The 17,380-nt window shown below is 46.1% G+C and carries 15 protein-coding genes; 4 read left to right on the top strand and 11 right to left on the bottom strand.

Annotated features, from left to right (window positions below; all coding sequences use genetic code 11):
* Nucleotides 1–3: 3 nt before the first annotated feature.
* Nucleotides 4–774 (bottom strand): SDR family NAD(P)-dependent oxidoreductase, encoded by a 771-nt coding sequence (locus NIAKO_RS02640; RefSeq protein ID WP_014216846.1) that lies wholly within the window; start codon nucleotides 772–774, stop codon nucleotides 4–6.
* Nucleotides 775–903: 129 nt separating this feature from the next.
* Here NIAKO_RS02640 and NIAKO_RS02635 point away from each other — a divergent pair, with 129 nt between their 5' ends.
* Nucleotides 904–1,365 (top strand): hypothetical protein, encoded by a 462-nt coding sequence (locus tag NIAKO_RS02635; RefSeq protein ID WP_014216845.1) that lies wholly within the window; start codon nucleotides 904–906, stop codon nucleotides 1,363–1,365.
* Nucleotides 1,366–1,455: 90 nt separating this feature from the next.
* On the opposite strand, the gene NIAKO_RS02630 is transcribed toward NIAKO_RS02635, so the two are convergent.
* From NIAKO_RS02630 to NIAKO_RS38920, 8 genes are all read right to left on the bottom strand, one after another.
* Nucleotides 1,456–3,795 carry a GH92 family glycosyl hydrolase gene (locus NIAKO_RS02630; RefSeq protein ID WP_014216844.1) on the bottom strand — a complete coding sequence of 780 codons (2,340 nt, stop codon included), beginning with the start codon at nucleotides 3,793–3,795 and terminating at the stop codon, nucleotides 1,456–1,458.
* A gap of 24 nt (nucleotides 3,796–3,819) precedes the next feature.
* Entirely contained in the window at nucleotides 3,820–4,698 is an 879-nt protein-coding gene (locus tag NIAKO_RS02625; protein ID WP_014216843.1) for an ROK family protein, read from the bottom strand.
* A 12-nt stretch (nucleotides 4,699–4,710) separates the two neighbouring features.
* Complete coding sequence (locus NIAKO_RS02620; RefSeq protein ID WP_014216842.1) at nucleotides 4,711–6,042, bottom strand: MFS transporter; 1,332 nt, start codon at nucleotides 6,040–6,042, stop codon at nucleotides 4,711–4,713.
* A 24-nt stretch (nucleotides 6,043–6,066) separates the two neighbouring features.
* Nucleotides 6,067–8,394: a GH92 family glycosyl hydrolase gene (locus NIAKO_RS02615; RefSeq protein ID WP_014216841.1), complete on the bottom strand. Its 2,328-nt coding sequence runs from the start codon at nucleotides 8,392–8,394 to the stop codon at nucleotides 6,067–6,069.
* A gap of 14 nt (nucleotides 8,395–8,408) precedes the next feature.
* Nucleotides 8,409–10,244 (bottom strand): class I mannose-6-phosphate isomerase, encoded by a 1,836-nt coding sequence (locus NIAKO_RS02610; protein WP_014216840.1) that lies wholly within the window; start codon nucleotides 10,242–10,244, stop codon nucleotides 8,409–8,411.
* 49 nt (nucleotides 10,245–10,293) lie between these two features.
* Nucleotides 10,294–10,599: a glycosyl hydrolase-related protein gene (locus NIAKO_RS38925; RefSeq protein ID WP_165761348.1), complete on the bottom strand. Its 306-nt coding sequence runs from the start codon at nucleotides 10,597–10,599 to the stop codon at nucleotides 10,294–10,296.
* Between the two features lie 110 nt (nucleotides 10,600–10,709).
* Entirely contained in the window at nucleotides 10,710–11,252 is a 543-nt protein-coding gene (locus NIAKO_RS02600) for an alpha-mannosidase (protein ID WP_165761349.1), read from the bottom strand.
* A gap of 58 nt (nucleotides 11,253–11,310) precedes the next feature.
* Nucleotides 11,311–11,463, bottom strand: a complete 153-nt coding sequence (locus NIAKO_RS38920; RefSeq protein WP_165761350.1) for a hypothetical protein — start codon at nucleotides 11,461–11,463, stop codon at nucleotides 11,311–11,313.
* A 122-nt stretch (nucleotides 11,464–11,585) separates the two neighbouring features.
* Between NIAKO_RS38920 and NIAKO_RS02595 the strand changes: the two genes are divergently transcribed.
* Nucleotides 11,586–12,320, top strand: coding sequence for a GntR family transcriptional regulator (locus tag NIAKO_RS02595; RefSeq protein WP_014216837.1), 735 nt, complete (start codon nucleotides 11,586–11,588; stop codon nucleotides 12,318–12,320).
* On the opposite strand, the gene NIAKO_RS39270 is transcribed toward NIAKO_RS02595, so the two are convergent.
* A complete protein-coding gene (locus NIAKO_RS39270) occupies nucleotides 12,303–12,605 on the bottom strand; it encodes a sulfatase-like hydrolase/transferase (protein ID WP_014216836.1) in 303 nt (100 codons plus the stop codon). The genes NIAKO_RS02595 and NIAKO_RS39270 overlap by 18 nt on opposite strands.
* A gap of 121 nt (nucleotides 12,606–12,726) precedes the next feature.
* Between NIAKO_RS39270 and NIAKO_RS02590 the strand changes: the two genes are divergently transcribed.
* Entirely contained in the window at nucleotides 12,727–13,389 is a 663-nt protein-coding gene (locus NIAKO_RS02590; RefSeq protein WP_041346252.1) for an endonuclease III domain-containing protein, read from the top strand.
* Between the two features lie 379 nt (nucleotides 13,390–13,768).
* Entirely contained in the window at nucleotides 13,769–16,198 is a 2,430-nt protein-coding gene (locus NIAKO_RS02585) for a bifunctional YncE family protein/alkaline phosphatase family protein (RefSeq protein ID WP_014216834.1), read from the top strand.
* A gap of 95 nt (nucleotides 16,199–16,293) precedes the next feature.
* On the opposite strand, the gene NIAKO_RS02580 is transcribed toward NIAKO_RS02585, so the two are convergent.
* A complete protein-coding gene (locus tag NIAKO_RS02580; protein WP_014216833.1) occupies nucleotides 16,294–17,358 on the bottom strand; it encodes a phosphatidylinositol-specific phospholipase C1-like protein in 1,065 nt (354 codons plus the stop codon).
* Nucleotides 17,359–17,380: the final 22 nt, after the last annotated feature.

The following is a 17,380-nucleotide window of genomic DNA, read 5'->3' as shown; positions in this document are numbered from 1 at the left end:
ATTTTACAAATGAAGGCCGCCTGAGGCTTCTATCCGTTGTGCAGTTACCCATTTGGAATCATCGGAACATAAGAAGGCCACTACACCGGCAATATCATCGGGCTGCGCCAGGCGTTTCAATGCAGTAATTGATTTAATGTGTTCCTGCAAATTGGGATTATTTCTTAACCTGCCCCCGCTAAAGTCGGTAGGCACAATGCCTGGCGCCACAATGTTGGCCCTGATGCCACGGCCACCTAATTCAAAGGCCAGGTAGCGGGTCAAAGTTTCAATAGCCGATTTCATACTGCCATAAGCGCCACTGCCGGCAAAAGTAGTGCGGGTTAACCCACTTGAAACATTTACAATACCACCGCCATCATTTAAAAATGGTAATAACTTTTGGGTGAGAAAGAAAACCCCTTTAAAATGCACATTCATCAATTCATCAAACTGGGCTTCGGTGGTGTCAGCAAAAGAGGGGATCACATATCCCGAACCGGCATTGTTTACCAGGTAATCGAAGTGATCGGTAGAAAATTTGCTTTTTAACGTAGCTGAAACCGATTGTACAAATTCGTCAAAGCTTTCTACCTTACCCGTATTCAGGGACAACACAGCTGCTTTGCGGCCCAGGGCTTCTATTTCTTTTGCAACCTGCTCTGCTTCTTCTTTTTTGGAATAATATGTGATGATCACATCCTGACCTCTTTTGGCTAGTTCAAGCGCCATTTCTTTTCCCAGCCCACGGCTACCACCGGTTACCAGGGCTATTTTGTTTTGTGTTGTTGTCATAACGATTGTTTTTATTTACAACACAAAGCTCCGTAGTTCCCCGTTGGTGCACTTATACGTTTTACGACAGCATTTATACTTTTCCCGGATAATACCTATTTTTACGGCACCCTTAAAAAACTTACTACTATGGACGATTTGAATTCAGAAGCGAAAACGGAAATTCTTTTGTTGTTATTAACGCTTCTGGTTTTTCTTATCTCAGGCCTGGTTTTCCTCATTACCCAATTCCGCACGTTGGATGAGATCCGTCCTGAAAATCAGCGATTATCTCCGCCAAAGGTTTGGCTTCAACTGATCCCTGTTTACGGACTTGTATGGCAGTTTTTTGTAATCAGCAGGCTTTCCGATTCCATTCGCGCAGAATTGAACTCACCTGTAGGCGATTCTATTTTGCCGGAAGAATCAATTCCTGCCAACGTAAGACCCACCTTTGCGGTAGGTATTGCTTATGCCACCTGCTTTTGCGTAGGTATTTTACCTATTGACACTATAAAAAGCGCCGCCTCATTGTTAGGTATTATATTCTGGATCATTTATTGGGTACAACTGGCTAAGTATAAAAGAAAAATAACAAAACGTGCAAAATAGTCAGTGGTGAGTGGTCAGTGAGTTTCCGAATTTTCAGGACTGTTGATCCCCGCGAGCAAACTCACCACTCACCACTCACCTTTAAACTCGTTAATACTTATCCACTATTTTTTCTCCCAAATTCACCAACAGCTTCCCCCCCTTCGTAATATCCGTAAAGGAAATAAACGGCTGGTGAAGGGTTTTGCCATTCAATTGCATGGTTTGAATGTACGGGTGTTGATCGCTGTTATTGGTTGTTTCAATTATAAATTGATTACCGGGGTAATATTTTGGGTTGAGTTGAATAGTGACCTTGTTAAACAAGGGACCGGCAATGCCCATTTGGGGATTTGCATCGGTCAATCCCTTTACATCAAACAAACCCATGGAGGCAATTACATACCAGGCGCCCAGTTGTCCCTGGTCTTCATCCTGTCCGAACCCATAACCATGCACCGGTTCTGTTCCATAAAATTGATTACAAATGGAGCGCACCCATTTTTGGGTGAGGGATGGTTTGCCGGAAAAATTAAACAACCAGGAAATATGCAAACCAGGTTGGTTACCGTGGTTGTATACCCCGGCAATACCGGCAAAAGCGTCAATATTGGCGCCACCGCCAAAAAGCGCTTTTTCCGAAATGGTGAAGGTACTGTCGAGCCGGGCATTAAAAGTGTTGGCGCCAATTTTTGCCACGAGGGCCCTGGGGTCCTGTGGAACAAAATAGGTGTATTGCAAGGCATTGCCTTCCTGGAATCCCCGCCACGGTTGTGCGGGATCAAAATGATCTATAAACGAACCGTTGGCCAATTTTGGCCGAACCAGTTTCAGGGTGGGATCGAACAATTGCTCCCAGCCTTTCGAGAGGCGTAAAAATGTTTTATAGTCAGCTTCCTTTCCCAGCCGTTTTGCCCATTGCGACATAGCATAAGCGCTGAAAGCATATTCCAGGGTGTGCGAAGCAGAAAACTTCCACACTTCTTCCCAGCTGTTGCCTTTGTCTAAATGGTTTACATAACCGTATTTTATAAAGCTGTCCACATCCGGTTTGCCGGCGCCACGCGGCCGGTCTTTTCCCTCCAGTTCATTCTTTCGCGCGGCAGCATAAGCTTCGGGTACATTGAAATTCTTTATGCCGGCCATGTAGGCGCCGGCAAATACAATACTCACCATATTGGTGCCCACGCCCGATACAAAGCGGCTGTTGGCAATCCCATCTGCCAGCCAGCCGGCGTCTTTATAAATAAGCAACTGGCTTTTTACAAAATCTGCATAATATTCAGGATAGGCCAGCGCCCACAATTGCGTAAGGTTCCAGTAAGCGCCCCATACCGCATCGGTGTTATAATGATTATGTACGGGAACGCCATTTTTGTCGAGCGGGATCTGCCCTACCGTGCCATCGTTTTTTGGATAAGCTCCATTTACGTCACTGGCTAATCCCCTGCCCAATAAAGCATGGTACAAACCCGTGTAAAATTTTACGGAATTGTCGTGGTTGGTTGTTTCTACCTGAATTCTGCCCAGGTATTCATTCCAGGTATCATGCGCCTGTTGTTTTGCCTCCTCAAACGAAAGCTTCGCTGCTTCCTGTTGCAGGTTGAGCCGGGCATTTTCTATTGAGGTATACAACAACCCGGCTTTGATCGTGATGGCTTCCTGCTCACTGGTGGTAAAGGTTAAATACAAACCGGCGCCCTTACCCGTAATTTCATTTTTACCTGCTGTTACCTCATTACCACTGAATACGCCATACGCAGCTGGCTTTTTATCTACCACGGCAGAAAAATACATCGTTACTGCAGCGCCCGGCTGGTACTTCTGCACGTACACTGGCAGCGTAGTTACAAATCCTTCTATGCGGCCATCGGGCAGCAGCAATACTTTGGCATCTTTTACGGGTCCGCTCTCTCCTTGTTTATTCCCTATATCGAACAGAATATGCGACTCATTACTTTTGGGAAAGGTATAGCGATGAAAGGCCACTCTTTTGGTGGAAGTAAGTTCTGCTTTTATATTGTAATCTTTCAACAGCACAGCGTAATAACCTGCTGTTGCCGTTTCATCCTTTTTATCAAACCGCGAGCGATAGCCCTCATCCGGGTTTTCCAATTTACCAGGAGTTGTTTGCAGTTTCCCGGTTATGGGTGCAAATACAATTCCCCCTACCTGGAATTCGTGAAAATTGGGAAACCCTTCTATGGACTGATGCCGGGTATCGTACCCGGTTGCTTCCCAGCCACTCGCATTGCCGTAAGACCCATTGGTGGATGGAGCAGGTTTGGCCATCCCAAACGGAACAGCGCCCGGCGTATAGTGAAACCAGCGGCAATGCGCCGTACCTATATTGGGATCAACATATTGAGTAAGGTTGATGGAGTTTTGTGCCAGTCCATGCACACTAACAGCCATGACCATGGCAACTATGGCAAACAATTCTTTTTTCAAAACGCTTGTTTTTTTGAATAGGTCTTAAATAAAGTTGGGTTGCTGACAACAAAAACTTCCGGCGCCCAGTACGGCAGCCAGTTCGCCCAGTACCGAGGTGGTGATGAACACATCGGCATGACGGCTTTCCATGCCCGCTAACAATGCATTTTTAAACAGCGGGTACGACTGGGTGATATTCCCGCCAATAACCACGGCCTTTGCACCCGTTTCATCCAAAAACCGGTTTAAAAAGACTGCCAGGTTCTTGCCAAACTCCGCAAACAAACCTTTTACCAGGTTGTTCGACAAAGCCTGTGCAGCCAGTTCCCGAACTCCATGGATCTGTTCACCGGTGACGGCTGCATATTGTTTTACAAACCAGCGGGTGCTCAAATATTCTTCTGCCATGCTATCAAGCAAAGGCATATTCCAGCGATCAGCGCTCCTGGCTGCTCCATTTTCATAAATAGCCGTTCCCAATCCGGTGCCCAGGGTAACGCTCACCGCATGCTGATAACCTTTCACCTTGCCACTAAATACCTCGCCCTGCAAAAAACAGGCGGCGTCGTTGTTTATGTGAATATCATTGGTGGTCACCTCCAATACCGGCGCCAGTAATTCCTTTACGTTCAGCCCATATAACAACGGGTATTTGTTTTGATCGCTGATAAGGCAAATGCCTGCTTCATAGTCGAAGGGACCCGGCATTGCCAGACAGATCTTTTCAAACCGTTGTTGTTGCATGGCCTGTTTAATGCCCTGCGCCCAGGTTGTAATTACTTCCTGTGCGGTTGCCATTGAGTTCACCGGCAACCGCACCAGCGAAGAAGTGATCAATTGATGACTGGTCAAATCAACCTGCGCGGCGGTGATGTGTGATCCGCCGATATCTGCACCTATAACAATGGAAGGGTTTGTCATTTCATTATTTGTTTAATGGCCAACGGGTACATACAGGTCATCTTCTTTCTCTTCGTTTTTCCAGTCTTTTTCTATCTGTTCCAGCGACCGGCCTTTTGTTTCCGGCAACAATTTAAATACCGTAATAAAAGCGATCAGGCAAAAGCCCGCAAACAACCAGAAGGTAAAAGCTGTACCGATGCTTTTTAATAGGATAGGTGTTAACTGCCCCACAATGGTATCGGCAATCCACATCACCATAATGCTGATGGCCATGGCCCGGCCACGGATAGCACCGGGAAATATTTCTGACGCCACCACAAACTTCAATGGTCCTATGGAGAAGGCAAAAGAAGCCAGGAATGCCAGCACACAAACCAGCAACGCCCAACCGGTAGTAGCGCCCACAAAAAAGCAAATGCCGGTCAGCAACAAACTAATAGTGGCACCCGCTGTACCAACCAGGTACAAAGGCCGCCGGCCAAGGCTATCCACCTTCCAGATGGCAATTAATGTGAACAACATATTGGCCCCGCCAAAGATGATCTGGCTTATTAGAGAATTGCTGAGCGAAATGCCAGCATTGTTCAAAATACTGGGCCCATAATAAATGATGGCATTGATGCCGCTGAATTGCGAGAACAACGGTAACAGAATGCCTATAATCAGTGCTTTGCGCCATTGCGGTTCCAGCAACGTTCGATATGAGATCTTGTTGTCAGATTGTCGATTTAACCAACGCGGACTTTCAGGTACTATAAATAAACCAAAAAAGAACAGGGCTGCGGGTATTATTCCCACAGCAAACATGCCCCGCCATACTTCATCAACCAACAAGGTATGCAACCAACCTGGTGCATCATTGGTATGCGCCATTCCATAATTCAGCAATGCCGCATTGGTTAAATAGGCAACCAGTATTCCCAACGTTACGGCTAACTGATAATAAGTTACCAACCGGCCCCGGATGCGGCTGGGCGCAATTTCAGAAATGTATAATGGCACTACATTACTTGCCAGCCCAATGCCAATGCCACCCATCACCCTTGCTACAATAATGCCCGGCAAAGAGGGCAGCATAGAACAGCCAAGTGCCGACAATAAAAATAACAGCGAGGCCAGGATCAATGGTTTCTTTCTACCCAGGCGGTCGCTCAGCTCACCTGAAACTGCCACGCCAATAATACACCCTACCAATGCCGAGGACACAAACCAGCCTTCCAATCCTGCCGAAAGGGAGAACTGCGCTTTTAATAAAGGCAGTACGCCAGATACCACCGCCATATCAAACCCAAACAGCAACCCGCCCAGCGATGCCACCAGCGTGATTAAAAAAAGCTTAGCGCCTTTATTGTTAGTTACCATAGCAGGTACATTTCTTATGTTGAATTATTTTTTTATTTTTTTGGAACCGGCAGGCATCGACATGGATGGTGGTGCATCACCCGGTTTGCTGCCCCAGTTCATATTGGGTTCCGGTCCCATTTCCAATACCAGCGAGCCGCCATCTACCAGTTCTGAATGATAGAACCAGGGTTTGTTCAATGGCTTTCCATCTAATGTGGCCGATTGTATATAGCGGTTCTTATCCGATACATTGTGCGCTTCAATGGTAAAGCTTTTACCAGGGTAATAAGCGGGGTCCAATGCAATGGTTACCTTTTCAAAGATCGGGCTGCCAATCTCATAAAATGGTTTTACCGAAGCGCCGCCATCTGTTTCAAATAACCCCATCGCCGCCATCACATACCAGGCGCCCATTTGTCCTTCGTCCTCATCACCCAGCCAGCCATGTAAGGGGGTTGAACCATAATACCGGTTCATGATCTCGCGCGTATAGTTTTGCGTGAGCCAGGGTTTTCCGGAATAATTGAATAACCAGGCCGCCTGCATATTGGGTTGATTCCCGTGGTTGATGGGAACCCGATCATACAGATCGCCTTCGGCATTGAAATTAAACTTCGTTGATTTTTTAAATCCTTCTTCGAGGCGATTGTTGAATTCATCTTTCCCCATCAGGTTCAGAATGCCCTGTACATCGTGCGGATTAAAAAAGCTATATTGCCAGGCATTGCCTTCTAAATACCCCGGACCGCTGAAAGAAGTACAGCAATACGGGCTCCAGTCTTTCACCCAGGAACCGTCGCGATTTTTCATGCGAATGTACCTGGTAGCTGTATCGAATACATTTTTATAATTGCCGGCCCGTTTAATAAATTGTTCGTATTCGGTTTTCTTACCCAACGCTTTGGCCAGTTGCGACACACACCAATCGTCATACGCATATTCGAGCGTGTTGGAAACCTGGCCTTCTTCATTGGGCACGTAGCCCAGTTTCATGTATGACTCAAAAAACTTGTTGCCCGCAAAGCCACCTTCGGGCGTTACCACACCTGGCGTTGTTTGCTGGTGCAGCATGGCTTTGAAGGCATTCTCCGCATCATAATTGCGGATACCTTTTTGATAGGCGCCAACAATGAGCGGAATTTCATGCGAAGCTTCCATAATCCCGGAATACTCTATCCCCGCAGGGCCCTTGGGCAACCAGCCGCCGGTGTTATAAATTTCGAGTAACGACTTCACCCAGTTGTTGGTAAGGTCAGGATTTACCAGTGACCACAACTGGTTCAGGTTCCAGAAAGTATTCCATAAGGCATCACTGCCATAAACAGGCGAATCGGCCTGCCTGATCTTTTCATTTACATCTACATACTTGCCGTTCACATCGCTCCAGGTAGTACGGGCGCAATACGACCGGTACAGGTTGGAATAGAATTTCTTTTTATCCGTTTCGGTGCCGCCTTCTATTTGTATTTTACTCAACAGCGTATTCCATACTTTTTTCGCATTGTCTTTTACCGCATCGAAATTCCAGTTGAAAGGGTTCATTTCTGTTTCCAGGTTCAACCGGGCATTTTCTATGCTTACCAGTGAAATAGCTGATTGCATCAACAACACATCGTTCTGTTTCGTTTTGAAGTTGGCAAATGCGCCCATACGGCCTTTGCCGGCTACTTCATTTACATCTTTTATAGTTTGATTGCCCTTCCAGCCGCCAAAGCTTTCAATAGGCCGGTTAAACCGAACCACAAAGTGAACGACGTATTCCTGCCACGCCCATTTTTGTTTTGAATAGCCTTCAATTTCCCGGTCGCTCACTTTGGTGATCTTTGCATCCAGGATCTCGGCGGTGTTCTCAAAAGGAATATCCAGGTCGAGCAGAATGTGCAGGTCTTCTTCTTCGGGAATAGAAAAACGGAAGAAACCCGCACGGGTGGTGCTGGTGAGTTCGGTAGTAATATCACCGTTCATGAGCTTCACGCCATAATAACCCGGACTGGCTTTTTCCGTTTCTTTATAAATACGGGAGCGGTAACCGGTAGTCCAGCCGGTAGTGGGACCGTCAGCAGGGCCTCTGCGCGTATTCAATGCCCCAACAGTAGGCATAACCGATAAGCCGGCCATGGTCCAGGAATGGATATGACTAAAGCCGCCAATATTATTCAGCGTATACTCATAACCTGATTTCCAAACGCCGCCCTGGTTATCGGGCGCCAGCTGCACCATCCCAAAGGGCATGGTAGCGGCGGGGTTCAACATCCAGCGCGATTCAGAAGTTCCCAGTAAAGGATCGGCATATTCAACCGGTTCTTTCTGCTGAGCAAATGCACCCATAACGCAACTACTCATAGCTACAAACAATAACAATCTTTTCATAGTGTTTCCTGGTATTATTTTAGTTCAGTTATATTTTCTTTACAAAAAGCCTTTACCACTTTTGCAACGCCGGGGCCCCGGTTAATGAGTGTATAGCTGGTTGCCGCAGCAGGGATCACAAAAGTTTCGGCATAATTAAATGTGGTAATAACCCCATCCCCTGTTTCAACCGTCACAGCACTGCCTTCTACCAGCATTAATATATGACAGGTATTATTTGTTTCAACCGTAAACCGGGTGTTGAATTCAATCCGGTGCACATCATAAAAATGTGCCGGATGAGTAGGGCAATGTACCAATTGCCAGTCATTCCCCTGCCCGATCACCGATTGTTTTGAGATTAATTCTTTTTTAACCTGCTCCCCTTTTCGTTCAAAGTTCAGGTTGTTGAAAGCATGTTCAATGTTGATGGCCCGGGGTTCGCCGTTAAGGTCTAAGCGCAGCCAATCGTACATTTTAAAAGTAAATATGTAAGGCGTGGCGCTTATTTCAAGAACGAGGTTATTTACCCCGGCGCTGTGCACCGTTCCATTGGGAATTAAAAACAGGTCGTGTTTAGATGCCTGGTGCGCCTGAACATATTCATTGATGGCTACTTCCTGTTTGTTGGCTTTGCTGTTTTCCAGTACGGCGCGGAAAGTTTTGGGATCGATGCCCTCCTGGAAACCCAGGTATACCTGTGCGTCTTCCTTGCAATCGAGAATATAATAGGTTTCATCCTGCGTGATGGTTTCACCAAAATTTTTACGGATATATGGTAAGGTAGGGTGACATTGAATAGAAAGATTACCGCCTTCCCAGGTATCCAGGAAATCGAACCGGATCGGGAATTCATACCCGAACAAACCCGCATGCCGGCCGAGCACATTGTCGTTTTCCTGGAACATCAGGCAATCGAAGGATACTTCCAGCAAATTGCCATTACTTTCAAACACCAGTCCGTTCTCAGGAACGATCAGTTCAAACGACCAGGCATAATTCACTTCGTCTTTATTCAATTCCCTGATGCGTTCTTTCATCCACTGCCCACCCCAGGCGCCCGCTTCAAACCAGGGCCGTACCCGGAAGACGCTTTTACTCATTGCCGATAGTCCTTCCTGCAGAGAACCGGCCAGCATCCAGTTCAGCGATTCTTTCCATTGGCCATCCCCTATCACGGTGATGTTGGGGAGTAAATTCTTTTTATATTCATTCAGCACTACCCAGTCAACAAAATAAAACCGTTTGTACATGTTTGAAGAACGGGTAAGCTGTTTGCTACCCAGGTTGGTGATGCTGCCGGCACGCATGCGGTACTGGATCTCATTCTTTGGCAGATCGAGATAAACAACCGGGGCATCCCAGGAGAGCATGGCGGCGCCGGTACCATACACAATGGTAATATCAGCATCCGCCGCAGTTTCCAGTGAAAGCAATTCATTCATATTGAAAAAATCACTCAGCCTGAAATTACACTTCGTACCCCACACCGATTCTTCGGTACCCAGGAAGGGCGCCACCATCTCATCGATGGTTGATTCTTTTTTCATACACCCGCTCACATCTATCCAATGTACTTTTACGCCCTTTGCCTCCAATGCGGTGTGCAGGCATTGCTTTACCTCTTTCCAGAAAATACCACCATAGCCATCGATTATAATTTGTTTATAACCGCTCATCCATTGGGCCAGGGAGTTGTAGCCATTGAAAATTTTATCAGCGCCCAACCCATGACAGGGATACATATTATATCCATCACCGGCTGTTGAACCAGCGGGAACCTGTTGGGGCAATAATGGCTGCGAACTTACCCGCCGTTTATTACCTGTGCCTTTTTCTTTATCTACCACATTCTCCGAAGTCTCATACATAGTTTACAGATTTTATTGCTGCGTTTGTAATTATTCTTAATGTTCTTGGTTACTGAAACACCATCCATAGGCTCACGGTGCCGTATTGCGGCATTTCAACAGTACCGGTACTTTTTTGCAAAGGCGTTTCGCCAGGCGTACAAATGAAAACCGATTTCGGTTGTGTTGCCGGGTATCGTAATGTAATCTTTTCTGTTTTGTTGGAAAGCGAACGCAGGCGTACGATCAGTGCCTGATTATCATCACTCACCTTCAATGCCGTGATCACCACGTTGGGATTATCCAGGGAGATCAATGACTGTTGAATAGGATTGCTCTTTACGGGCGCTGCTATCAGCGGGCGGTTTTGTTCCATCCCAAACCGATTGGCAGTTGCTGCATTATATTTTTCATGAACAACCATCGCATATCTTTCTGTAATGATGCCCTCCTGTTCAGGAGGGAAATTGGTACCCCAGTGATTGTTTACCGGCCACGAGAGCCTGGTGCTTTGGAAGTGATCAATAACGAAACAATCAGGGGGCCCTGCTCTTTGACTTTTACAGCTATATCCGTAGCTGGAATGCTGTTGCCGCTGCTTTGGCGCCCATCCCATACCCCCGGTACATAATTAAAACTATTTAATTGAAAAGCTGCTGTAGTATCAATCAACTCCCGGTTGGCTTTCACCTCGGTCAGGCTTTTTATACTGCCTGTTTTTTCATCGATGGTAAGCGATAACTTGTCATTCTGTAAAGAGAAAGCGCCTGCTTTCAGCATGCTTGTTATGCTGCATGTACCTGCTGTAATTTTATATGTTTTTAACGCCAATGCCGGAATGCTGGCTGATTGAAAAACCAGTTCTCCACTGGTTAATCGTTGTGCCGGTACTTCTTTGTTGGTTTCATCTACCACCCGGTCGCCTGCGTTGCTTTGTCCGGCAGGTAACACTACCAATCCATTTCGCGGCCACGACAGCGTGTTGATCACAGCGATGGTGTTGCTCCCTTCGGTTGTTACAGACGCCAATGCTTTTGCAATGAGCTCCTGACTAATCTTATCTGCTTCTTCAAAATATGCAGCTTTGTTACCTTCTATTTTTTTTTGCCAATGGCGTTCCCTGCTCCTGCGCGCCCCAGTTATGTTCGGCGGCCAGGACATCCGTAATTGGCTTGTAACCTGGCGGCCGGCCGCCAACGATGCCGTACCGCTTGCGGTGCAAAAGGTTTACTTTTTTCAAATGGCAGAGTTTATGGCAGCATGATTTCCTGCATCAAATATATGTACATACATTAAAACATAGTTACTTTGCGACGAACTTTTTTTATTTTTGTTGGCACCAGCTCAAAAAAACAATCCAGCATGAAGCTTCGAATAGATCATAAAAGCCATGTACCACTTCATCTGCAGGCCGAGGAATTGTTGCGGAACCTGATCGCAGACCCTCAGTATGCAGATGGCAAGTTCCTGCCCAACGAGGTAGACCTGGCCAAAGAGCTGGCCATCAGCCGTACCACCTTACGGCAGGCCCTGAACAAACTGGTATATGAAGGTTTGTTGATACGTAAGAAGGGCATCGGCACCAAAGTGGCGGAAGCATCGGTAAGTTCCAAATCGAAGAACTGGCTGAGCTTTTCGCAGGAAATGCAGGCCCGGGGCATTCCCATCAAGAATTTCGAGCTGCACGTTACCTGGGTATATCCTGATGAAGCGGTGGCTAATTTTTTTGAGATCAGTACCGACAAAAAGGTGCTGAAACTGGAAAGACTGCGCGGCCGTCGCGAAGGACCGTTTGTATACTTTGTATCGTTCTTTCACCCACGGGTTGGACTAACCGGTGAAGAAGATTTCAAACGCCCCTTATATGAGATCCTGGAGAAGGATTACCTGGTAGTGGCCAATTTATCGAAGGAAGAGATCAGCGCCAAAGCCGCCGGCAAATTCATTGCCGGTAAACTGGAAGTAGAACCCGGCAGTCCCATCCTGTTTAGAAAACGGTATGTATATGATCAGGGGGACAGGCCTATTGAGTATAATTTAGGTTACTATAAAGCGGATAGTTTTGTGTATACGATTGAGTCAAGAAGAGATAGTTGACCAGGCAAATGCAAATATTGAATGTCGAATATTGAATGATGAAGTGAAAGGCAGGAAATGAAGAATGAAGATCACCCCTTCCCGCCTAATCCTGTCTATGTTCGGCGTTTGGATGAGAGTAGAACCATAGGCGCTGATGGCCTGGTAGGCATGGTCATCGGCCATAATGAAAATGATATTGGGCCGTTTGAGACTGGTTTGCTGACAACTTCCCTTTTGCCAGGAAAGAAAAGATAGTACCAACAGGACAAATACAGACAACAGGCGAACCGGATTCGTCTTCATATGGCTAATAATATTAAATCTGTCTCAAAAGCAAGGAGATTTGTACATACATATAGACAGCCTTTTATTAAACTATTGCTCCTGGCCCTATTTTGGTAGCTTTATAGTTAATATACGTCATATGAAACCTCCTGTTATCGATTGGCCGGTTGCCATAAAGCCACTGCTTAAAAAGTATAAAAGCAAAAAGCATCCGCTCGATGCAGCTACTCCTTATCAATGGATTGTAATGGTTGTTTTATCTGCACAGGCAACTGACAGCGTCATCAACCAGTTGGCGCCTGCTTTCTTTAAAGCATATCCTGATATGAAAGTGCTTGCAATGGCAGATGCCCAATCTTTATTCCCGCTCATCAGTAAGGTCAGGAATTTTGCGCATAAGGCGAAGTGGTTGGTGAGTATGGCAAAGGAAATAAAAACAGACAGCAACATTCCGCTTGAAATGGAATCGCTGATTGAACTTCCGGGTATTGGAAGAAAATCGGCCAATGTGATAAGGCGTGGGGCCAAAGCAAAACCAGCTGGCATTATCGTTGATCTGCACACCATCCGGGTGTCGAACAGGTTAGGGATAGTGAATGAAACCAATGCGGAAAAGATCGAAAAACAATTAATGGAGTTATTGCCCGAAAATGAATGGGACGCAGGGATGGCTATGTCATTTTTAGGAAGAGAGATCTGTCGCCCCGAACCGGAATGCCCTAAATGTTTAATGAAGTCTTTTTGCGCCTTTTATAATGGTTGGAAAGTGGCCGCTGTAAAGAAGAAAAAGGCTAAGAAATAATCTACTACGTTATTCTAAACCTATTTCTGTAAACACAAATGCACTACGCCAGCTGCAACTGAAGTTTACAGGCATAAAGCAGAAAGATTAAAGCTGAAAGCAAATACAATTCCTGCTTTGGCTTTGGCCTTTAACCTTTAGACTTTAACCCGTTTTCCTCACTTCATCATTCAATATTGAACATTAGATATTCAATATTCCGCATTCGCCTCTATCAACCCTGTCAACTCTATCAACTTGTCAACGTGTCAACCCGTCAACTTAATTACAATTTGTTAATACCTCCATAACATGTATATTTAATAGCTTCACCACCCCAAACCCATAGCCCTGCCCGATTGCCCGCATATTTTATTTATTACAACACCATCATTAAGAAATGAAAAAGGTCTTATGCTTTTTTCTGGCAGCCGCCGTCCTGCAGGCGCAGAGCCAGGATCTATCTACGCTTGAAAGTAAACGGGTGCATCTTCCCAATGGCTGGTCATTAACCCCGGCCGGGAAAAGTTTGCCCCTCGGTGATCTGCCATTGAACGTTGCCATCAGTAATTTGCGGCATTTTGCGGCCGTTACCAACAACGGTCAAAGTACCCAAACCATTCAATTATTCGACGCCAACACCGATCAGCAATTAGACGAAGTAGTGATCCGCCGCTCCTGGGGTGGGCTCGTTTTCAGCGACAATGAAAAATACCTGTACGCCTCGGGCGGAAATGATAACTGGATCCTGCAATATAAGATCCGTAGAAATAAACTGGAACCGGCCGATACGTTTAAGCTCGGCCCTCGTTACCCGAAAGCAGAAATTTCGCCAACAGGGATTGCACTCGACGACAAGCACCATTTGTTATATGTGGTAACAAAAGAAGACAACAGTTTGTACGTGATCGATCTCTATGATCATAAAACAATCCAACAATTACCATTAGGTTCAGAAGGCTATACCTGTATGCTGTCGCCCGATAAATCAGAATTGTATATTACCCTGTGGGGCGCAGATAAAGTACTGGTATATGATACCAAAAAGAATGCAATTACAGAAAGCATTGCCGTTGGAGACAACCCCAATGATTTGTGTTTGTCGAAGAACGGCCAGTATTTATATGTTGCGAATGCCAACGACAACAATGTATCGGTTATAGACATCAAGGCAAGAAAGGTGGTGGAGACACTCAATGCAGCCTTGTATCCTACGCAACTAAGCGGTTCTACCAGCAATGGTGTAGCGCTGAGCGACGACGAAAAAACCCTGTTCATTGCCAATGCCGATAACAATTGCCTGGCCGTATTTGATGTAAGCAATCCCGGTCACAGTGTTTCAAAGGGATTCATCCCTACCGGCTGGTATCCTACCTGCGTGAGAACGGTTGGGAAGAAACTGTATGTTTCCAATGGAAAAGGCTTTTCTTCTTTCGCCAACCCCAGGGGTCCTAACCCGGTTAATAAAAAAGAAGCAGTAGGCATCCACGAAGGCGACAGCACCGAGCCCAAATCAATTCAATATATTGGAGGCGGATTACTGGTGGGCTCTATGAGTATCATTCCTATTCCTACCGAACAACAGTTATCTGTATATGTCCAGGCGGTGTACCACAATACACCGTATAAAAAAGAAGCAGAAATGCAGGCTGCAGGCATAGCCGCGGGTAACCCGGTGCCGCAAAAAGTAGGCGATGCCTCGCCTATCAAACACGTCTTCTATATCATAAAAGAGAACCGCACTTTCGACCAGGTATTAAGTGATGTACCAGGCGCCAATGGCGATACTTCCCTGCTTTTATTTGGAGAAAAGATCACACCTAACCAACATGCAATTGCCAGACAGTTTGTATTGCTCGATAATTTTTATGTAGATGGCGAAGTAAGCGCCGATGGCCATAACTGGAGTATGGGCGCCTATGCTACTGACTATATGGAAAAGATCTGGCCTACCAGCTACGGCCGCAGAGGCCTTGGCGCCAAAAGCGACACCAGGCTGAATAAGCTTTATCTGTGGGATGTGGCCAGGATCGCTGGCGTTAGTTATAAAACATATGGTGAATTTGCCTCCAGGAAAGGCGCCACCATCAAGGTGTTAGAGGGCCACTATGCCAACGACTTTGAAGGCTTTAATCTGCACATAAGAGACACCATTCGTTATCGCAGCTGGGAAAAGGATTTCGACAAACTGGTTGCCAGCAATTCATTGCCTCAATTGTGTACTGTTCGCTTTGGCAACGATCATACCGAAGGCATGGCCGCAGGCCGCCCCTCACCTTTTGCCCACGTAGCAGATAACGACCTGGCCATTGGCATGTTCCTCGAACACCTGAGCAAAAGTCCATTATGGAAAGAATCGGTGGTGTTTATTTTGGAGGATGACGCGCAGAATGGTCCCGATCACGTAGATGCACACCGCTCCCCTGCCTACATTGCCGGTGGTTTTGTAAAAAGAAATTTTGTTGACCATTCTATGTACACCACCTCTTCCATGTTGCGTACCATTGAATTGATCCTGGGAATGTCGCCTATGACACAATACGATGCTGCGGCCGCTCCTATGTGGCGTTGTTTTAATACGCAGCCTGATGGTACGCCTTTTACGTCTTTACCTGCCAATGTAGACCTGAATGATGTAAACCCCGGTGGAACAAAACTGGCAGCTTTATCAAAAGGACTTGATTTTTCAAAAGAAGATGTGGTTCCCGACCAGGTGATGAATGCAATTACGTGGAAAGCAGTGAAAGGAGAACACTCCATAGTGCCTACACCTGTACGCGCCGCATTTGTGAAACCGGTTAAATCTGGTGACGACGATGATGACAAATAATAACCTGGAAACAACAAAGGCTTCATCGAAGGTTTTACACCTGATGAAGCCTGACATTGTATCTACTGAAATTCTTACGTTTGACGATATCGCCACTAATTTTCAGCGTTGTTAACCGGATTTAACCGGATGTATTTATTCTGTCCTTCAAAATAAACCTGGTAAGGACTGTTGAAGTAGGTGCTTTTCAGATAATAATCCGTGGTGATTATCTGGGCCCCGGAGTTGCAGGCTGCATCAAAATAAGAACGGTCATTAACACGAGCTTGCCTGGTATCGCCATCGGCCCGGGTGCGAATGATGTAACCTTTTTGCACCAGTTCTTTTATGCCGGGTTCTTTAGAATCATTTCTAATCAGTACTGCCGCCTCCGGGGTACCAGGTTCAGCATTCACAAATAGAATGCGCCCTTTTAAGGAAGGATGCCCTTCCATATAAGTAGCGCGTTTGTCGCCATGATCGTCCAGCACAAACAGGTATTTACCTTTGGCTGCCTGTAACATAGGCCAGTTATCTTTTAATACGGCTTCTTCCAAAGTGGCGTATTTGCCGCGTACATCATCCGGCGTAATGATGTTTTCTTTTCCCAGGTATTTCACCAGCTCTGCATCCAGGTCATCCATTGCTTTTACATCCAGTTTTTCTGTGTTGGATTCTTCACTCCCACCCTTTGCTTCCAGGGTAATGAACACCGGGTTGTGATCCGGATGTTCTTTCGACCAGTTCTTTAACCTGGTTAAAATACCAGCAAAGGTGTAAGAATCGGTGCGAAAATCGTAATCAACTATGTGAAATACTTTATAACCCGGTTTCAGCATTTCACCATTGGGATCATAAGGCGCCTGACCAGCGACCATGTCGAGCCCTTTTGGGTGCGCGTATTTGCCGCCTTTCTCATCCCGGTAGCAATCGATCTCCAGGTTATTCAATCCCATTTTCAATTGCTCTTCAATGGGAATATGCGCATAGGCCAGTCCTTTTACCCGGTTGCTGTCTTTTTCCATAAGCACTTTGAACAGTGCGGGGTCGATGGCTCTTTTATAACTGTTGTGCGAACCTATTACCTGTATTTTATTGATAGGTGTGCTATCTGGAACACCAGGATTACCATTCATTTGACAAGCGAGCGCGCCCACAGCCAGGCAAACCAATGCTTTCATATAACGTGTGTTTTGTGAATGC

Source organism: Niastella koreensis GR20-10, assembly GCF_000246855.1.
GTDB lineage: Bacteria > Bacteroidota > Bacteroidia > Chitinophagales > Chitinophagaceae > Niastella > Niastella koreensis.
Note: the sequence above shows the minus strand (reverse complement) of the source record. Positions and strands in the feature narration are given on the sequence as shown.

Coding starts and splice junctions, on each gene's coding strand:
- NIAKO_RS02640 (WP_014216846.1), bottom strand. CDS start 774: ATGACAACAACACAAAACAAAATAGCCCTGGTAACCGGTGGTAGCCGT.
- NIAKO_RS02635 (WP_014216845.1), top strand. CDS start 904: ATGGACGATTTGAATTCAGAAGCGAAAACGGAAATTCTTTTGTTGTTA.
- NIAKO_RS02625 (WP_014216843.1), bottom strand. CDS start 4,698: ATGACAAACCCTTCCATTGTTATAGGTGCAGATATCGGCGGATCACAC.
- NIAKO_RS02620 (WP_014216842.1), bottom strand. CDS start 6,042: ATGGTAACTAACAATAAAGGCGCTAAGCTTTTTTTAATCACGCTGGTG.
- NIAKO_RS02615 (WP_014216841.1), bottom strand. CDS start 8,394: ATGAAAAGATTGTTATTGTTTGTAGCTATGAGTAGTTGCGTTATGGGT.
- NIAKO_RS02610 (WP_014216840.1), bottom strand. CDS start 10,244: ATGTATGAGACTTCGGAGAATGTGGTAGATAAAGAAAAAGGCACAGGT.
- NIAKO_RS38925 (WP_165761348.1), bottom strand. CDS start 10,599: ATGGAACAAAACCGCCCGCTGATAGCAGCGCCCGTAAAGAGCAATCCT.
- NIAKO_RS02595 (WP_014216837.1), top strand. CDS start 11,586: ATGAAGCTTCGAATAGATCATAAAAGCCATGTACCACTTCATCTGCAG.
- NIAKO_RS39270 (WP_014216836.1), bottom strand. CDS start 12,605: ATGAAGACGAATCCGGTTCGCCTGTTGTCTGTATTTGTCCTGTTGGTA.
- NIAKO_RS02590 (WP_041346252.1), top strand. CDS start 12,727: ATGAAACCTCCTGTTATCGATTGGCCGGTTGCCATAAAGCCACTGCTT.
- NIAKO_RS02585 (WP_014216834.1), top strand. CDS start 13,769: ATGAAAAAGGTCTTATGCTTTTTTCTGGCAGCCGCCGTCCTGCAGGCG.
- NIAKO_RS02580 (WP_014216833.1), bottom strand. CDS start 17,358: ATGAAAGCATTGGTTTGCCTGGCTGTGGGCGCGCTCGCTTGTCAAATG.